Raw genomic sequence first — 16,567 nt, 5'->3', positions numbered from 1 at the left:
CAATTGTTTTAATTCTTTTCTTATTTTAGTTTTTGCAAATACATATTCACCACGTTTTCTAACCCTAAATAAAGAGCTTCGGAAATTAATGCGTGACCTATAGAAACTTCGAGTAAACCGGGAATATTTTGTTTAAAAAACTGAATATTATCCAAACTTAAATCGTGACCGGCATTGATTCCCAACTCCAACTCATTTGCATAAATCGCTGCATTTATATAAGGATCAATTCCTCGTTCGTTACCAAGACTGTATTGATGCGCAAAAGCTTCTGTATACAACTCGATTCGATCCGTTCCGGTTTTTTTAGCGCCTTCAATCATTTCATGAATAGGATCTACAAAAATAGAGGTGCGAATACCATGACGCTGAAACTCTTGAATCATCTCTGTTAAATACGTTTGGTTTTTTACCGTATCCCAACCCGCCGATGAAGTAATGGCACCAATGGCATCAGGCACTAACGTTACTTGTTCTGGCTTACATTCAAGAACTAAATCAATAAAATTATGCTGGGGATTACCTTCAATATTAAACTCGGTATAAACAATTGGTTTTAAATCGCGCGCATCTTGGTAGCGAATGTGGCGCTCGTCAGGACGCGGATGAATGGTTATTCCTTGCGCACCAAATTTCTGAATATCAGTGGCTACTTTTAATAAATCTGGAACATTACCACCACGAGCATTACGTAAAGTGGCTATTTTATTGATGTTAACGCTTAACTTTGTCATAAAAACTGATTTTTATTTTGATACTACAATTTACTAGAAGCAAAAATACAAAGTAAAATCTAGGAGTTTTTGCTTATTTTTGATTATTTTGCATCCAATATTGAGGATTGATTTATGACAGAAATTACAGAATATATTTCCAATGATTTTAAAGCGATTGATAGTCACGATACCATATCTGACGTTCAAACGTTTTTTGAGGATATGCACTTTTCACATTTTCCAATAATCGAAGGGGGAATTTACATTGGGAGTATTGCCGCAGAAGATATTGAAACATTTGATTTTGATAAAAAAGTAACGGATTATCGCTTCACATTAGAAGGTTTTTTTGCCCGAACCACAACTATTTGGTTAGATGTATTGGAAGTGTTTGCAAAAAACCACACTAATCTAGTTCCTGTTTTAGACGAAAATAATGCTTATGTAGGTTATTACGAAATAGAAGATATCATGAAATTTTTTCATGAGACACCATTTTTAAAAGAGCCAGGAGCAATTATTATTGTTAAGAAAGCAGTTCTAGATTATTCGATGAGTCAAATCGCTCAAATTGTAGAAAGCAATAATGGTAAAGTTTTAGGAATATTTATATCTGAAGCTGATGTAAATAGTGTCGAAGTGACTTTGAAAATAAGTTTGGGAGCCATTAATGAAATAGTACAAACTTTTAGAAGATATGACTACGAAATCATTTCGGAACATCAAGAAGATAATTACATCAACAATTTAAAGGAACGCTCAGAATATCTCGATAAATACCTTAATGTATAACAAAGTGAAGTTGGGAATGCTTCAATAGGCAAATCACGCTATTATGTTCATTTCTAATTATCTCATTATTTAATTTAAATAAAAATGAAAGTAGCTATCTACGGTCAATATTATCAGAACAGTACACAACCCATCATAAACGACATCTTTGTTTTTTTTACTAAAAACAATGTAGAAATGATCATTGAAGCTAATTTTTTATCCATGATTTACGAGCGCAAGCTGGTAGAGAATCAATATAAAACTTTTAGTTCACACACAGAACTTGATTCTAGTTTTGACATGCTAATCAGTATTGGAGGAGACGGAACAATTTTAAGAGCAGCAACATTAGTAAGAGATTCTGGAATTCCTATTTTAGGTATTAATGCAGGGAGACTTGGTTTCCTGGCAAGTGTGCAAAAAGAAAACATTGCATCATTCCTGCAATCTGTTTTAGATAAAAAGTACACTCTTTCGAAAAGAGCCTTACTAAGCATAAATTGTTCAACACCTAATGAATCCATTGAAGAAATGAATTTTGCGATGAACGAAATTACGGTTAGCAGAAAAGATACTACTGCCATGATCACGATTGACACCTACTTAAATGGCGAATATTTAAACTCCTATTGGGCGGACGGATTAATTATTTCAACGCCAACAGGAACTACGGGCTATAACTTGAGTTGCGGTGGACCAATCCTAACTCCCGACGTAAAAAGTTTAGTTATTACACCAATTGCTCCACACAATCTAACAACGAGACCACTGGTAGTTCCGGATAATACAGAAATCAGATTAAAAGTTTCAGGACGAGAACCAAACTATCTCGTTTCCCTGGACTCAAGAGTTACATCAGTAAAAAATGAATCTATCTTGACATTAAATAAAACTCCTTTTCAAATTAATATGGTAGAAATACCGCAAGAAACTTTTGTAAAAACATTGCGTAACAAATTACTTTGGGGAGAGGACAAGAGAAATTAAATCATTTAAGTGCATTGCGATACGATTTTATCACGTTTTACCGTTAAATAATACAGGTACTCGTTTTGTGTTAGCTAACTAACCGCAAAAAAAAGAGAGATTTAACTCAATGGGTATTGAAACGAAATGATAATTATTATATTTGCACGCAATTTTGATTTAATGAAAAAGATTTTCTACTTACTTATTTGCTTTTTTTCCCTAGTTAATACCCAAGCACAGATACATGAGGTTGGTGTTTTTCTAGGTGGAAGCAACTATATAGGAGATATAGGTCCTACGACTTATGTATCGCCAAACAAAGCTGCTTTTGGTTTGCTCTATAAGTGGAATAAAAGTCCTAGACATTCTTATAAAGTGTCTTATATACAATCTCAAATCACTTCAAATGATAGAGCTTCACAAGAGAGTAGCAGAAATCTTAGAGAATATCGATTTGACAATGATTTAAAGGAGCTTTCAGTAGGTTTAGAATTCAACTTTTTTGATTTTAATCTTCATCAACTGAATACTAAACTTACACCTTATGTTTCATCAGGTGTAAGTTATTTTTTCAGTAAATACAATTTAGACTTACCAGGCTCAGTCGTAGAAGGACGAACAGAAAGAAGAAAATCAATTGCAATACCAATGATTGTAGGAATCAAAAGTAACATAACACCTCACTTTATCCTTGCTTTAGAAACTGGAGCACGATATACACTGACAGACAATATAGACGGAAGTTTTTATGAAAATTTTGGAAATATAAATAACAATGATTGGTATGTATTTACAGGAGTTACTTTAACGTATACTTTTGGCGAGAAACCGTGTTATTGTGCACAATAAATAAATGAATTTAATACAGAATATTGACGCAACAAGACTGCCAAAACACCTTGCTATCATTATGGATGGTAATGGACGTTGGGCAAAACAGCAAGGACTTTTAAGAGCTTTGGGCCATGAAAGTGGCACTAAATCAGTAAAAGTTATCATAGAAGCAAGTGCGAAACTAGGAATTGAGTTTTTGACTTTATATGCGTTCTCAACCGAAAATTGGAACAGACCAAAACTGGAAGTAGAAACCTTAATGAGAGTACTTATAAACTCCTTAAAAAAGGAATTAACAACACTTCAGAAAAACAACATCAAGCTTAGTGCTATTGGTAATTTAGAGCAATTACCTAAATCAGCACAAAAAGAACTTCTCGATGTTATTGAAAAAACGAAAAACAATACTAAAATGACGCTAACCTTAGCGTTAAGCTACGGCTCTAGAGACGAAATTGTCAATGCGGTAAGAAATATATGTAGTAAAGTTAAAAATAATATAATTTCAATAGACACTATTGACGATTCCATTATTAATGAGCATCTTTACACGCAAAATTTACCAGACGTAGATTTATTAATACGAACAAGTGGAGAACATAGAATAAGTAACTTTTTGTTATGGCAAATTGCCTACGCAGAATTGTATTTTACTGATATATTATGGCCAGACTTTAAAGAACAAGATTTATATGAGGCTATCATTAGTTATCAAAAAAGAGAACGAAGATTCGGAAAAACAAGTGAACAAATTAAATAATTTTTTAGTGTTAAATAAAAGTATAAAGATAGCCCTTACTGTATTAATTTTCGGAAGTTTTACAGCAGTTAAAGCCCAAGAAAGAGTTCCTTTTGATCAGGGCAAAAAATATATTTTAGCAGATGTTGCAATAGTTGGAGACATTAGCTTCAATTCACAAACTGTAGTTACTTTTTCTGGATTACAAAAAGGACAACAAATAACAATTCCTGGTGAAGAAATTAGTACAGCCATCAAAAAACTTGGAAAATTAGGTCTTTTTGATGAAATCTCATTTTATGTAAACAGAATACAAAACGATAGTATTTATCTTGATTTAAACATCGTTGAATTACCTAAATTAAGCGAAGTAAAATTTGTAGGAGTTAAAAAATCTAAAGTAGAAGCTTTAATTAAAGACAATAGCTTAAATAAAGGAAAAGTAGTCAATGAAAACTTGATCACAACTACTAAAAACTACATTGAAAATAAGTATAAAAAAGATGGCTTTTTTAACACAAAAGTAAACATCAACACGGTTAAGGATACCGCAAATGCAAACCAGGTCAATATGCTTGTTACTATTGATAAAGGTGAGAAAGTAAAAATCCACAAGATTGATTTTGTAGGTAACACTAAATTATCAAATAAGACTTTGAGCAAAGCAATGAAAGACACGAAACAAAAAAATGTTTTTCGCGTTTTAAAAGCATCTAAATTCATAAAAGACAAGTACAAAAAAGATTTAGAAAAAGTAATTGAAGTTTATAAAGAAAAAGGATATCGTGATGCTAGGATAGTTTCCGATTCTGTTGCTTATAATAAGGAAAAAAATGCTTTAGACATAAAAATCAATGTAGAAGAAGGAAATAAATATTATTTCGGAGACATTAAATTTTTAGGAAATACTATCTATACTGATCAAGGACTTTCTCAAATATTAGGAGTTAAAAAAGGAGACACTTATAATGGGGTTTTACTTGAAAAAAGAATTGCTGACAAGTCTAAACCAGATGCAGAAGATATTACCAACTTGTATCAAAACAATGGGTACTTATTTTCTAACATAAATGCAGTGGAAGTAAAAACAGCAAATGACACTATTGATTTTGAAATAAGAGTTACAGAAGGCCCAATTGCTTATTTCAACAAAATCACAGTTGTAGGAAATGACAAAACAAATGACCGTGTAATATACCGCGAATTACGAACTAAGCCAGGTGAAAAATACAGTAAAGATCAATTAGTAAGAACAATAAGAGAGATTGGTCAATTAGGATTTTTTGATCCGGAAGCAATTGATCCAAAATTTAAAAATGTAGATTCAGGAGCAGGAACAGTCGATATTGAATACAATCTTATTGAAAAAGGATCAAGCCAAATTGAACTTCAAGGAGGTTATGGCGGTGGTGGTTTCATAGGAACGCTTGGTCTATCATTCAACAACTTCTCTGCTAGGAACCTATTAAACAAGGAAGCGTATAAACCACTGCCTATGGGTGATGGGCAAAAAGTATCTTTGCGTTTACAAGCAAGTACATACTTTCAAACGTATAGTGTTTCCTTTTCGGAACCATGGTTTGGTGGTAAAAAACCAGTATCATTTAGCACCTCGTTATCTTACAGTAAGCAATATTTGAATGACTATATCACTCAGAGAGCAGATAAATCAAAAAGTTTTGATATCTTAACGCTATCTGTTGGTATTGCTAAAAGACTTACGGTGCCAGATGATTATTTTGTATTATCACAAGCGATAAGTTACCAGCATTATGCTTTAAATAACTATAATACTGGATTGTTTACATTCGGAAATGGTACTTCAAGAAACCTAGCCTATACAGTAGGACTTACAAGAAGTAGTAAAGGTCTTAATCCTATATTCCCAACATATGGTTCGGAATTTAGTTTAAGTGCTAAATTAACACCTCCATATTCATTATTTAATGGAGTTAATTATGCAACATTAGGCGATCAAGCAGAGTATAAATTAAAGAATACAGTTGACAGACAAAACGTACCTGATGCGAATGGAAACATTGTAAACATTGGGGATTACATAGACGCTAACGGTAATAAGGTAAACAGCTTTAATCTAGCGGCTGAAGATGTAAGTAAAGTGGATCAAAAAAGATTTAATTGGTTAGAATATTATAAAATAAAATTTAAAGCGGATACTTATACTAAACTTTATGGTAAATTAGTTCTTAGAGCATTAGCAGAATTTGGTTTTATGGGTTCTTACAATCAAGAAAGAGGATCAGTTCCTTTTGAAAGATTTTACCTTGGTGGTGATGGTTTAGCTAACTACTCGATGGATGGTAGAGAAACGATTCAGCTTAGAGGTTATCCAAACAATTCATTAACACCTACAATTGAGGATAAAAATGATCCTAGATTTGGACAACAAATTGGGGCAACCGTATATAACAAGTTTTCAATGGAATTACGTTATCCTATAACATTAAAATCATCGGCTTCCATTTATGCATTAGCATTCGCAGAAGCAGGTTCGTCTTATGCTGATTTCAAAAGCTATAATCCTTTTGACTTAAGCCGATCAGCAGGAGTTGGCTTACGTGTTTTTATGCCAGCATTTGGTCTTTTGGGTATTGATTTCGGGCACGGATTTGACGCTTTACCAGGACAAACTAAACCAAATGGTTGGGAAACTCACTTTATTATTGGACAACAATTCTAGAAAATAATGAAATAAAATTTCTAACAGAGCGACTTTATGAAAAAACAATTTTTGTATGTATTTTTAGCCTTAATTACAACAGCTACAATTAACGCTCAAGCCAGAGGTACAAAACTAGGCTACATTGACATGGAATACATTTTAGAAAATGTAGCTGATTATGGTGAAGCAAAAATTCAATTAGAACAAAAAGCTCAGAAGTGGAAATTAGAAATTGAAACTAAAAAAATAGAAATCAACAAACTAAAAGATGCATTAAAAGCAGAAAAAGTTTTATTAACAAAGGAATTAATTGAAGAAAGAGAAGCAGAAATTACATTTCTTGAAAATGAAAATCTAGAATATCAACAAAAAAGGTTTGGTGCTAATGGGGATTTGATTACTCAAAAATCAGTTTTAGTAAAACCCATCCAAGATCAAGTATTCACGGCAGTTCAGGATATTGCAGAGCGACTGAAATATGATTTCATATTTGACAAAACATCGGACTTAACAATGTTATTTGCTGCAAAAAGATTTGACATTAGTGAACAAGTTTTAAAAGCACTAAATCGTACAGATAAAAGAGAACAACTTACTAAAAAGCAACAAAAAGAACTTGAAGCTAAAGAAAGTAAAGAAGATGCAATCGATGACAATCCAGCATTAGCAGAAAGACAAAAGCTCTTAGATGACAAAAAAGCAGCTAGAGAAAAAATTCTAGAGGATAGAAGATTATTGCAAGAGCAGAAAAAGAAAGAGTTTGACGACAAACGAAAACAAATTCTAGAAGATCGCGAGGCTAAGAAAAATGGCACAGTACCTAGTAACGCGAAGAAAGTAGACCCAGCAGAAGATGCCGAAGCGAGAAAGCAAAATTTTGAAGATGCTAAGCAAAAAAAAGCGGAAGCACAAGCAAAAACTTTAGAAGACCGCAGGAAAGTTATAGAAGACCGTAAAATAGAATTAGAAGAAAAAAGACAGCAAACTCTTGAAGAAAGAGAAGCAAAAAAAAGTGGCACGGTTTCTGCAAATGTTAAAAAAGAAGCCGCTGTTGTACCAACAGCAAGTTCTGACACCATAAAAGAAGCTATTACTGAAGCTAAAGAAAAACAAGCGGAAGTACAAGCAAAGACAGTAGAAGATCGAAAAAAAATTATTGAAGATCGCAAAAAAGAATTGGAAGCAAAAAGATTAAAAACGATACAAGAAAGAGAGGCTTTAAAAAAAGCAAAACAAGAAAAATTAAAAGAAAATACAAACAATAATTAATTACTTAATATTTTAAACACAATGAAACAAATCAAAACTCTATTAATTGCTGCAATCTTAATGTTAGGAGCAAACCAAACAATTACCGCACAAGCAAAGACAGCTCATGTTGATGTAAGTGAGATTATGACGAAAATGCCAGCAATGTTAGATGCTCAAAAACAATTAGAGAAATTGAGTACTACTTATGATGCTGACTACAAAAAAATGGTTGAAGAATACCAAGCAAAATTAAAAAAATACGAAGCTGAAGCAGCAACCGTTACTGAAGCAATAAATGGAGATCGTTCTAAAGAAGTTCAGGACATGCAAAAAAGAATTGTTGACTATAGAGACAACGCTCAAAAAGAATTACAACAAAAAGAATCAGATATCGTTAAGCCTTTAATGGAAAAAGTAAGAGCTTCTATCCAAAAAGTGGGTAAAGCAAAAGGATTCCAATACGTACTTGATGGATCTACACTTTTACTTGCAGATGGTCCAAACTTGACTGCAGATGTAAAAAAAGATTTAGGTTTCTAGCATATAGAAATTTTCATGAAACAAATCGCTCAACCAAAATTTTGGCTTGAGCGGTTTTTTTTTGATCGTATATTTTTTTAGGAAAATTAACAAAGAGCACTTAACTTTGTTTTAATGGAAAACAATCAGGCTATAGGAATTTTCGACTCAGGAATAGGCGGTACTTCTATTTGGAATGCTATACATGAGCTACTCCCGTACGAAAAAACAATTTATCTTGCAGATAGCAAAAATGCTCCTTACGGCCAAAAGTCAAAAGAAGAGATTATAATGTTAAGCATGAAAAATGTAGATTTTCTGATTAACATGAAATGCAAGTTAATCGTAGTAGCATGTAATACTGCAACAACCAACGCAATTCGTGAATTAAGAGCAAAATATGACATTCCCTTCATAGGAATTGAACCTGCAATAAAGCCAGCTGTAACCCACTCTAAAACACAAATCATAGGGATACTTGCTACTCAAGGCACTTTGAACAGTGAGCTTTTTAATAAAACCGCTGAAAAGTATCAGGATACTAAAATAATAGAACAAGTAGGACACGGATTAGTTCAGTTGATTGAAAATGGTGAAATAGAATCACCTGAAATGACTCAACTATTAGAATCGTACCTTCAACCGATGATCAAAGCTAATATCGACTATTTAGTATTAGGATGTAGTCACTATCCCTACCTTATACCTCAGATAAAGAAGATTCTTCCGGAACACATTCGCATTATAGACTCTGGCCAAGCTGTAGCGAAACAAACCCAAAAATTATTAAAGGAAAAAATAGGATTTACATCGGCAACCAATAATGAGCCTACCTTTTACAGTAATACAAATCCAAAAGTCTTAAATGAAATTTTAGGATGTAAATATAATGTTGAACAAAAAGAATTCTAGATCAAAAAGAACTATTCTTCCTCTTTGAACCAACTGGAATACATTACGTAATTATTAGAAATACGCTCGATTTCTCCCGCAAAATTAGATTGGTCAATATCTTTTACTTTCTTGGCGGGAACACCAGCCCAAATTGTCCCAGCAGCAACAACGGTATTTTGAGTAACTACAGCACCCGCCGCTACAATTGCATTACTTTCTATAATACAATTATCCATTACAATTGCACCCATTCCTATTAACACATTATCCAGTATAACGCAGCCATGTACAATTGCATTATGACCTATAGATACATTGTTGCCTATAATTGTAGGGTGTTTTTGATAGGTACAATGAATTACCGCTCCATCTTGGATATTAACTTTATCCCCTATCCTTATGACATTCACGTCACCTCTTATAACCGCATTGAACCAAACACTACAGTTTGCTCCAAAAGTAACATCTCCAACAATAGTCGCGTTTTCGGCTACATAACAATCTTCAGGAATTGTAGGTGTTTTGCCATTTACAGATTTTATTAGCATAAAAATAATAATTAATTAATCGCAGGACAGTTACAGTCGTATTTTACAGGTTTGCAAAACAAGTCTATTCCTAAAGTAATTTGGTGATAACCACCATTATCAAACTTTACCGCTCCTGACAATTGTGAATAAGTGTAAGCAAACATAAAGTTTTTAAAATTAACACCCACTATTGGTGTAATATACTGTAGTTTTTGTGACGAAATACCGCTTCCAGTACTATATTGAGCACCATCAAAACTTCTTCGATAAGACAATCAACCCCAAACTCTTCCAAAATCCAAATTTTTATAAGTCTTGAGATTAATGTCGATCGCCTTTTCTCCTGTTTTTTCAACCATCTGAAACAAAAGAGAAGGCTCCCATAGCATCCTATCTCTATTGCCAAAGACATATCCGGCACTTAATAAATACTTACGTAAATTATCACTTTCGTACACTGTGTAAATATCTCTCCTTGTCTCGATCGCATTTTTAACAGTAGCATGAGCGTAGAAATTGAGAAAATTGTAAGAAGCTCCCACATCGACATTAAAGTACGCGTCCTTCTGAACTATTGTACCATTTATGATAGGATCAAAATCACCCGATTGGATGAATTCCGTTTCATCTAACTGACTTTGAATAAATCCAGCATTAATACCAAAAGACAATTGGTTCAAATCAATTTCGTCCCTAGAAAACATCAAGTGATACGCATAAGTGAATTTTACACCTTTTTGCGAATGATACCCATTTTTATCATTAAAAAGAATGACTCCAGCTCCAGTGTTCTCTCCAACTCTACCATTAAAACTAAGTGTTTGTAATTCTGGCGCATCCGCTTGATCAAACCACTGCTTGCGTCCGGTCAACCTGATTTTCGCACAATTAGCAGCTCCGGCCATTGACGGATGTATCAAATAATAATTATCTGATAAATAATCAGAATATACCGGAACTCCTTCCTGTCCGAAAGAACAGTAAGTTACAAAGAAAATCGCAGCTAAAATTCTTAAATTTTGAGACATTGAAATACTTTAAATAAATATGAACAATTTAAATTCTAAATAAGTCCTCTAAAAACAATCAAATGTCCTAATTAAAGTTAATTTATTCATTAAAAAACCAAATATAGTTATTCGTAGAAAATAACTTTACTAAATTTGTAAAAATTTGAAAAGCCATGAATAAAGTTACCGTAAAAGAGACCCAAAATCCAACCATATTAAAGTTTGAATTTCAAGACTTTATCACTCAGAACGAAAGTTTTGAATTTAAAAATATCGATGACGCAAAAGCATCTCCACTTGCTCAGCAATTATTTTATTTACCATTTGTAAAAACAGTTTACATTTCAGGTAATTTCATAGCAATTGAAAAGTATAGCATTGTGGAATGGGATGATGTAAAAGATGCCGTAGCAGAACAAATAGAAAAATTTTTAACAGATGGCGGAACAATCATTACCGTCGACGAGAATAAAACAAAAAAACAGCCTGTTACTGTATACGGTGAAACGACTCCTAATCCTTCAGCATTAAAGTTTGTTGTTAGCAAAATGCTTACTAAAAATGCAATCGAATTTAAAAATATCGATCAAACATCTGCGTCACCACTAGCAAGGGAGCTATTCAACTTTCCTTATGTGAAAGAAATTTTTATTGATGAAAATTACATCTCAGTGACTAAATACGAGATTAACGATTGGCAAGAAATAACTTTAGAATTAAGAAGTTTTATCAAACAATATATTGAAAATGGCGGAACTGTTTTAGACGAAAATTACGTTGCGACAGTAATAGCTGAAGAAGACACTAAGGCTGCAGCATTTGATAATCTAGATGTAACATCACAACAAATCATTAACATACTTGAAGAATATGTAAAACCAGCAGTGCAAGCTGATGGTGGAAACATAGCTTTTGAATCGTACAATGAAGAAGATAAGACGGTAAAAGTAATTTTACAAGGTGCTTGCAGCGGTTGTCCATCTTCTACTTTCACGCTAAAAAGCGGAATCGAAAACATGTTAAAAAGCATGTTGAATGATGAAAGCATAAAAGTTGAAGCAGCGAACGGATAAAAAATAGCACTGATAATCAGTTTTTTATGTTAAATAAAAATCAAGCTAAGAGCTAAACGCTAATTTAATTTGTACTTTTATAATTAACTAAAGAACAAAAACTATGTCAGTATTAAAAGTTATAGAAGTCCTTTCAAGCTCAGAGTTAAGTTGGGAAGATGCTGCACGTGCAGGTGTTGCAAAAGCATCACAAACTATAAAACACATTCGTTCTGTTTATGTCAAAGAACAAAGTGCTAAAGTCAGCAATGGCGGAATTACGGAATTCCGAGTAAACATGAAAATTACTTTCCAACTAGAATAAATTTATTATAGATATTATTTAAAGCGTTTCATTTGAAACGCTTTTTTTATTTAAGTAAGTAGCTAATGCATTTATAAACATTCCTAAACTCAACTCCTCAAAAATAAAATTGATACATTATTAGTACATCATTAGATAGTACTCTTCTTTCACAAGCAATAAACATGACTCAAAAACTTCTTTATTTTTTTATACTGAATTTTAAAAATTGTTATTTAACCAAAGAAGGAGCCCTAGACCTTTTAACACTGATTATCAATAAATTATTACATACTTAGTGACGTAATCATCAAAAAAAATAGTATTATTGTAAGAGTAAAAAAACAAAAATAACATGGGACTATTATCATTTTTTAAAAATCTATTTGGCGCATCTAAGGAAACAGCCAATGAAGAAGCTAACAAAGCAGAAAATATTTTTCAACAAGCAAAAGAAACTGCAGAACCCTATTTAGAAAAAGCAGAAGATTTCGCAGATGATACTATCCAAAGAGCTAAAGACATCGCAACGCCTCACTTGGATAATGCACAAAATTTCGCCAACGAAACATTCGAAAAAGCGAAAGAAACAGTAGCGCCATATTTAGAGAAAGCAGAAGATTTTGCGGATGAAACCATAGACAGAGTAAAAGAAACTGCCGCTCCAATAATTGAAAAAGCAGAAAACTATGCTAAACAAGCTGAAGAAACGATAAGTGAATACTCTGAAAAGGCAGGAAAATCTATAGAAGAGATAATGGATGTTGTAAAGGACAAAGCAGGACTATCTAAAGATAAAGCAGAAGAACTTTCAAGCACTACTTCAACCACTATTTCTGATGCTGCCGAGACAATAAAAGAAAAAGCTCAAGAAATAAAAAATGACGCTAAGTTCACTATTTCAGAAACTGTAGATTCTATCACAGAAGCTAAAACTGTTATTACAGAAAAAGCAGACGAAATAACTAATGAAGCTACAACTGAAATTGCAGAAAAAATAGAAGAAATAAAAAACAGTACAGCAGATGTATCAAACGATGCTAAAACAGTTATTTCAGACAAAGCAGAAGCTCTAAAAGAAGATACAATAGACATTGCTCATGAAACTAAGCATGATGCTTTAGACAAGGTAGCCGATCTAAAAGTTAACGCGACAGATCTTGCTACCGAAACAAAAAATACTATTTCAGACAAAGCAGAGAACATAGTTGATGCAATAAGTCCTGCTGCAGATGATGTTGCAAATGAGGCAGAGTCAATTGCTAATAAAACTATAAATAAAGCAGAAGAAGATACAAAATAATTTATTAAAAAATATTATTTGTATTTTTGTACTTCTAACACAAACCTTCTCATTTGGGAAGGTTTTCTATTTTAATAAAAATGAATTTAAATCCAGAAAAAATAACAGACTACGCCAGCCATTTCATAAAAGTGTTAATTGATTATTCCCCAAAATTAATATCTGCGTTTATAATTTTATTCGTTGGACTTTATGCTATTCGACTAATTAATAGGTTCATTAGAAGATTAATGATTAGCAGGGATTTAGAACCTACATTAACTAAATTTCTAGCTGATATTTTACTTTGGATATTACGAATACTATTATTTGTAGCGTTTATCGACAAGCTGGGAATTGGCACCTCCTCTTTCGTTGCTATTCTTGGTGCTATGGGACTTGCGATAGGATTATCACTTCAAGGATCTTTATCTAATTTTGCAGGCGGAATGCTAATCATTTTATTCAAACCATTTAAAGTTGGCAATTTCATTGAAGCGCAAGGAGTGTCAGGAACTGTTTGTGAGATTCAAATATTTGTCACTAAATTAACCACTAGTAACAACCAGACCATTTTTATACCTAATGGATCTTTATCCAATGGCACCATCATCAATTATTCGCTTCTTGAAAACAGAAGAGCAGATTTAAATATCGCCATCTCCTATAATACAGACATCAGAAAAGCGAAGGAAATAATTACTTCAGTGCTAAATAGTAACCCAAAAATATTAAAAACACCAGCAGCCGAAGTCTCGGTAAAGAGTCTGACGGATAGCGGTATTCAACTTGCGGTTAGACCATGGGCTAAAAATGAGGATTTCTGGGCTGTGTACTCTGATACTTTACAAGACTGCAAAAAAGCGTTTGACGCAGCGGGAATTACCATCCAACCTTACATAATGGAATATTCAAAAAAAGAAATAGTGTAAACCACTATACTATATGAAATTCATAAAAATTTATTTCTTTGGAGTAGTGACCATAAAATCTTTTAAATAATAAGGTTCAAAATAAGCGACATCAACAGTGTCGTTTATTTTGAATTTTTCAAAACTTAAAACACTCATTTCTTTAGCAGATGGATATTTAATATCTTCTAAAAACACATGATTTTCCTTGGTTAATATCGCTTTGCATTTCTCAGCGCAGTCACCTACAAAATATAGTTTTTCTCCAATATCAGAAAAGGAATTCTGATCTATAATTTCCGCAAGAATCTCTCTTTTTTTATCAAATTTTGGATTAAAAATCGCGCTATATACTTCCATTCGTCGTGCATCGATCATAGGAATAATCAAACCTTCAGTAACATTTACTTGCGAAGCCAAAACTTGTAAAGTATCAACGGCGATCAATGGAATTCCTAAAGCAAAGCAAAGCCCTTTTGCGGCAGAAACTCCTATACGCAATCCTGTGTAAGAACCAGGTCCTTGACTTACTGCAATCGCTGATAAATCGTTTAAACTAATTCCAGCCTCTTTTATAATTTCCTCAATAAAAACATGAAGACGCTCCGCATGCGAATACCCTTCCTCGGCTATTTCTTTACATAGAATTGTTTTCCCTTCCTTTGCAAGAGCAACAGAACAGTTTTTAGTTGCAGTCTCAATGTTTAATATATATTCCACTTTCGATTCTTTTTTAAAATGAAAATCACAATTATAAAAAACTTATAATTGTGATTTAAAATTGATATTGCTATCGATTACTTTTTACTCTTTGCTTTGTCATTTTCTGTTTTAAGCGCTACTTTATCTCCAGAATTCAAATCTTTTGTAACTGTTGCATAAGGTCCAATAATGACAACATCACCTTTTTGCAGGCCTGTTAATACTTCGATATTAGTATCATCCTGGATTCCAGTTTTTATAATTCTAATTTTAGCTTTGTCGCCTACTTTTACAAAAACGCACTCGAATTTCTTATCGATTTTTGGAACTCCTTTTTGCTCTTCATTGGGATCAACTATTACAATATCTTTTACAGCAGTAGTATCTGATTTTACAACTACAGAACTAATTGGCACTGCTAAAACATCGCTTTTCGTTTGCGTAATAATATCTACAGTTGCAGTCATTCCAGGTCTAAATGGCGAATAAGTATTAGGTTTACCTTCTAATAAATCTTGATAGGATTCTTTAAGAATTCGTACCTTAACTTTAAAATTAGTTACTTGATCCGCTGTTAAAGTAGAACTAGCCGAATTCGAGATACTAGTGACAGTTCCCTTAAATTGCTTTTTCAAATAGGCGTCAACTTCAACATTAGCCTCATCTCCTACTTTAATTTTCACGATGTCATTTTCATTCACATCTACTTCTACTTCCATATTATTTAAGTTGGCTACTCGTAATATTTCAGTCCCTGTCATTTGCTGCGTTCCTAAAACACGTTCTCCTAATTCAACATTCAGCATAGAAATAGTTCCATCTGCAGGAGCATAGATCGTAGTACGGCCCAAATTATCTTTTGCTTCATTAACTGTCGCTGATGCACTTTGAACATTAAAAAAAGCAGTTTGTTTAGCGGCCTTTGCCACTTCATACGCACCTACTGCTTTATCCCAATCAGCTTTAGATATTATTCCTTTATCATAAAGTGTTTTATTTCTATCATAACTAGACTTCGATTCTTTAAATGATGCATCAGCCTGACTTAAATTTGCTTTAGTTCCAGATAAATTAGAAACAGAACGATTATAGCCTGAAGTATATAAATCAGGATTTATCTTAACTAATAAATCTCCTTTTTTTACCACTTGTCCTTCTTTGACATTCAAAGAAATAATCTCTCCAGACACTTCTGAGGAAATCTTGACTTCAATTTCCGGTTGTATTTTTCCTGTAGCGGAAACCGTTTCAACAATAGTCATGGGTGCAACCTGAGTTATTTCAACTTCAGTACCCTCATCTTTATTACCTATAACTCCTTTTTTCGAAAGTATTACAAGACCAGCAATTAGTACTATAGCTACACCAATTAGGATGTAAATTGTTTTTTTAGACAT

At 32.9% G+C, this 16,567-nt stretch carries 16 protein-coding genes and 1 pseudogene; 12 read left to right on the top strand and 5 right to left on the bottom strand.

The annotated features are described in order from the left end of the window. Window positions 1–20: 20 nt before the first annotated feature. A complete protein-coding gene (locus LNP27_RS06080; RefSeq protein WP_229943712.1) occupies window positions 21–734 on the bottom strand; it encodes a pyridoxine 5'-phosphate synthase in 714 nt (237 codons plus the stop codon). 114 nt (window positions 735–848) lie between these two features. Between LNP27_RS06080 and LNP27_RS06075 the strand changes: the two genes are divergently transcribed. The 8 genes from LNP27_RS06075 (at window position 849) to murI (ending at window position 9,397) form a co-directional block, all read left to right on the top strand. Next, entirely contained in the window at window positions 849–1,508 is a 660-nt protein-coding gene (locus tag LNP27_RS06075) for a CBS domain-containing protein (RefSeq protein ID WP_229943711.1), read from the top strand. Window positions 1,509–1,592: 84 nt separating this feature from the next. Further along, window positions 1,593–2,477: an NAD kinase gene (locus LNP27_RS06070; protein ID WP_229943710.1), complete on the top strand. Its 885-nt coding sequence runs from the start codon at window positions 1,593–1,595 to the stop codon at window positions 2,475–2,477. 162 nt (window positions 2,478–2,639) lie between these two features. Then, a complete protein-coding gene (gene porG, locus LNP27_RS06065; RefSeq protein ID WP_229943709.1) occupies window positions 2,640–3,308 on the top strand; it encodes a type IX secretion system protein PorG in 669 nt (222 codons plus the stop codon). Window positions 3,309–3,312: 4 nt separating this feature from the next. Beyond that, window positions 3,313–4,053: an undecaprenyl pyrophosphate synthase gene (uppS, locus tag LNP27_RS06060; protein WP_229943708.1), complete on the top strand. Its 741-nt coding sequence runs from the start codon at window positions 3,313–3,315 to the stop codon at window positions 4,051–4,053. After that, window positions 3,986–6,733, top strand: a complete 2,748-nt coding sequence (locus LNP27_RS06055; protein ID WP_229943707.1) for a BamA/OMP85 family outer membrane protein — start codon at window positions 3,986–3,988, stop codon at window positions 6,731–6,733. The genes uppS and LNP27_RS06055 overlap by 68 nt, the downstream gene beginning before the upstream one ends. Before the next feature lie 36 nt (window positions 6,734–6,769). After that, entirely contained in the window at window positions 6,770–7,984 is a 1,215-nt protein-coding gene (locus LNP27_RS06050; protein WP_346432397.1) for an OmpH/Skp family outer membrane protein, read from the top strand. A 21-nt stretch (window positions 7,985–8,005) separates the two neighbouring features. Beyond that, window positions 8,006–8,506 carry an OmpH/Skp family outer membrane protein gene (locus tag LNP27_RS06045; protein ID WP_229943706.1) on the top strand — a complete coding sequence of 167 codons (501 nt, stop codon included), beginning with the start codon at window positions 8,006–8,008 and terminating at the stop codon, window positions 8,504–8,506. A 114-nt stretch (window positions 8,507–8,620) separates the two neighbouring features. After that, on the top strand, window positions 8,621–9,397 hold the full coding sequence (murI, locus tag LNP27_RS06040) for a glutamate racemase (RefSeq protein ID WP_229943705.1): 777 nt from the start codon (window positions 8,621–8,623) through the stop codon (window positions 9,395–9,397). 11 nt (window positions 9,398–9,408) lie between these two features. Here murI and LNP27_RS06035 read toward each other — a convergent pair whose 3' ends face one another. Both LNP27_RS06035 and LNP27_RS06030 read right to left on the bottom strand, forming a co-directional pair. Beyond that, window positions 9,409–9,927 (bottom strand): gamma carbonic anhydrase family protein, encoded by a 519-nt coding sequence (locus tag LNP27_RS06035; protein WP_229943704.1) that lies wholly within the window; start codon window positions 9,925–9,927, stop codon window positions 9,409–9,411. A gap of 11 nt (window positions 9,928–9,938) precedes the next feature. Beyond that, window positions 9,939–10,937, bottom strand: a pseudogene (locus LNP27_RS06030) (PorP/SprF family type IX secretion system membrane protein). Between the two features lie 155 nt (window positions 10,938–11,092). On the opposite strand from LNP27_RS06030, the gene LNP27_RS06025 reads away from it, so the two are divergent. From LNP27_RS06025 to LNP27_RS06010, 4 genes are all read left to right on the top strand, one after another. Then, window positions 11,093–11,992 (top strand): NifU family protein, encoded by a 900-nt coding sequence (locus LNP27_RS06025; RefSeq protein ID WP_229943703.1) that lies wholly within the window; start codon window positions 11,093–11,095, stop codon window positions 11,990–11,992. 103 nt (window positions 11,993–12,095) lie between these two features. After that, the gene (locus LNP27_RS06020; RefSeq protein WP_229943702.1) at window positions 12,096–12,296 is read left to right on the top strand and encodes a dodecin family protein; all 201 of its coding nucleotides are present in this window, start codon (window positions 12,096–12,098) and stop codon (window positions 12,294–12,296) included. 334 nt (window positions 12,297–12,630) lie between these two features. Further along, window positions 12,631–13,578 carry a hypothetical protein gene (locus LNP27_RS06015; protein ID WP_229943701.1) on the top strand — a complete coding sequence of 316 codons (948 nt, stop codon included), beginning with the start codon at window positions 12,631–12,633 and terminating at the stop codon, window positions 13,576–13,578. 80 nt (window positions 13,579–13,658) lie between these two features. Further along, window positions 13,659–14,489 carry a mechanosensitive ion channel family protein gene (locus tag LNP27_RS06010; RefSeq protein WP_229943700.1) on the top strand — a complete coding sequence of 277 codons (831 nt, stop codon included), beginning with the start codon at window positions 13,659–13,661 and terminating at the stop codon, window positions 14,487–14,489. A 30-nt stretch (window positions 14,490–14,519) separates the two neighbouring features. Here the strand turns inward: LNP27_RS06010 and tsaB are convergent, their stop codons facing one another. Continuing rightward, window positions 14,520–15,188, bottom strand: coding sequence for a tRNA (adenosine(37)-N6)-threonylcarbamoyltransferase complex dimerization subunit type 1 TsaB (tsaB, locus tag LNP27_RS06005; protein WP_229943699.1), 669 nt, complete (start codon window positions 15,186–15,188; stop codon window positions 14,520–14,522). A 77-nt stretch (window positions 15,189–15,265) separates the two neighbouring features. Further along, window positions 15,266–16,567, bottom strand: a complete 1,302-nt coding sequence (locus LNP27_RS06000) for an efflux RND transporter periplasmic adaptor subunit (RefSeq protein WP_229943698.1) — start codon at window positions 16,565–16,567, stop codon at window positions 15,266–15,268.

The organism is Flavobacterium galactosidilyticum (genome assembly GCF_020911945.1).
Lineage (GTDB): Bacteria > Bacteroidota > Bacteroidia > Flavobacteriales > Flavobacteriaceae > Flavobacterium > Flavobacterium galactosidilyticum.
The sequence above is the reverse complement of the archived record's forward strand: the minus strand, read 5'-3'. Positions and strand labels throughout refer to the sequence as shown.

What these genes read in the sequence shown, in the direction of transcription:
- uppS (WP_229943708.1), top strand. Translation starts at nt 3,313, where the DNA reads ATGAATTTAATACAGAATATTGACGCAACAAGACTGCCAAAACACCTT.
- LNP27_RS06035 (WP_229943704.1), bottom strand. Translation starts at nt 9,927, where the DNA reads ATGCTAATAAAATCTGTAAATGGCAAAACACCTACAATTCCTGAAGAT.
- LNP27_RS06020 (WP_229943702.1), top strand. Translation starts at nt 12,096, where the DNA reads ATGTCAGTATTAAAAGTTATAGAAGTCCTTTCAAGCTCAGAGTTAAGT.
- LNP27_RS06070 (WP_229943710.1), top strand. Translation starts at nt 1,593, where the DNA reads ATGAAAGTAGCTATCTACGGTCAATATTATCAGAACAGTACACAACCC.
- LNP27_RS06025 (WP_229943703.1), top strand. Translation starts at nt 11,093, where the DNA reads ATGAATAAAGTTACCGTAAAAGAGACCCAAAATCCAACCATATTAAAG.
- LNP27_RS06015 (WP_229943701.1), top strand. Translation starts at nt 12,631, where the DNA reads ATGGGACTATTATCATTTTTTAAAAATCTATTTGGCGCATCTAAGGAA.
- LNP27_RS06055 (WP_229943707.1), top strand. Translation starts at nt 3,986, where the DNA reads ATGAGGCTATCATTAGTTATCAAAAAAGAGAACGAAGATTCGGAAAAA.
- LNP27_RS06010 (WP_229943700.1), top strand. Translation starts at nt 13,659, where the DNA reads ATGAATTTAAATCCAGAAAAAATAACAGACTACGCCAGCCATTTCATA.
- LNP27_RS06045 (WP_229943706.1), top strand. Translation starts at nt 8,006, where the DNA reads ATGAAACAAATCAAAACTCTATTAATTGCTGCAATCTTAATGTTAGGA.
- LNP27_RS06050 (WP_346432397.1), top strand. Translation starts at nt 6,770, where the DNA reads ATGAAAAAACAATTTTTGTATGTATTTTTAGCCTTAATTACAACAGCT.
- porG (WP_229943709.1), top strand. Translation starts at nt 2,640, where the DNA reads ATGAAAAAGATTTTCTACTTACTTATTTGCTTTTTTTCCCTAGTTAAT.
- LNP27_RS06080 (WP_229943712.1), bottom strand. Translation starts at nt 734, where the DNA reads ATGACAAAGTTAAGCGTTAACATCAATAAAATAGCCACTTTACGTAAT.
- LNP27_RS06075 (WP_229943711.1), top strand. Translation starts at nt 849, where the DNA reads ATGACAGAAATTACAGAATATATTTCCAATGATTTTAAAGCGATTGAT.
- LNP27_RS06000 (WP_229943698.1), bottom strand. Translation starts at nt 16,567, where the DNA reads ATGTCTAAAAAAACAATTTACATCCTAATTGGTGTAGCTATAGTACTA.
- murI (WP_229943705.1), top strand. Translation starts at nt 8,621, where the DNA reads ATGGAAAACAATCAGGCTATAGGAATTTTCGACTCAGGAATAGGCGGT.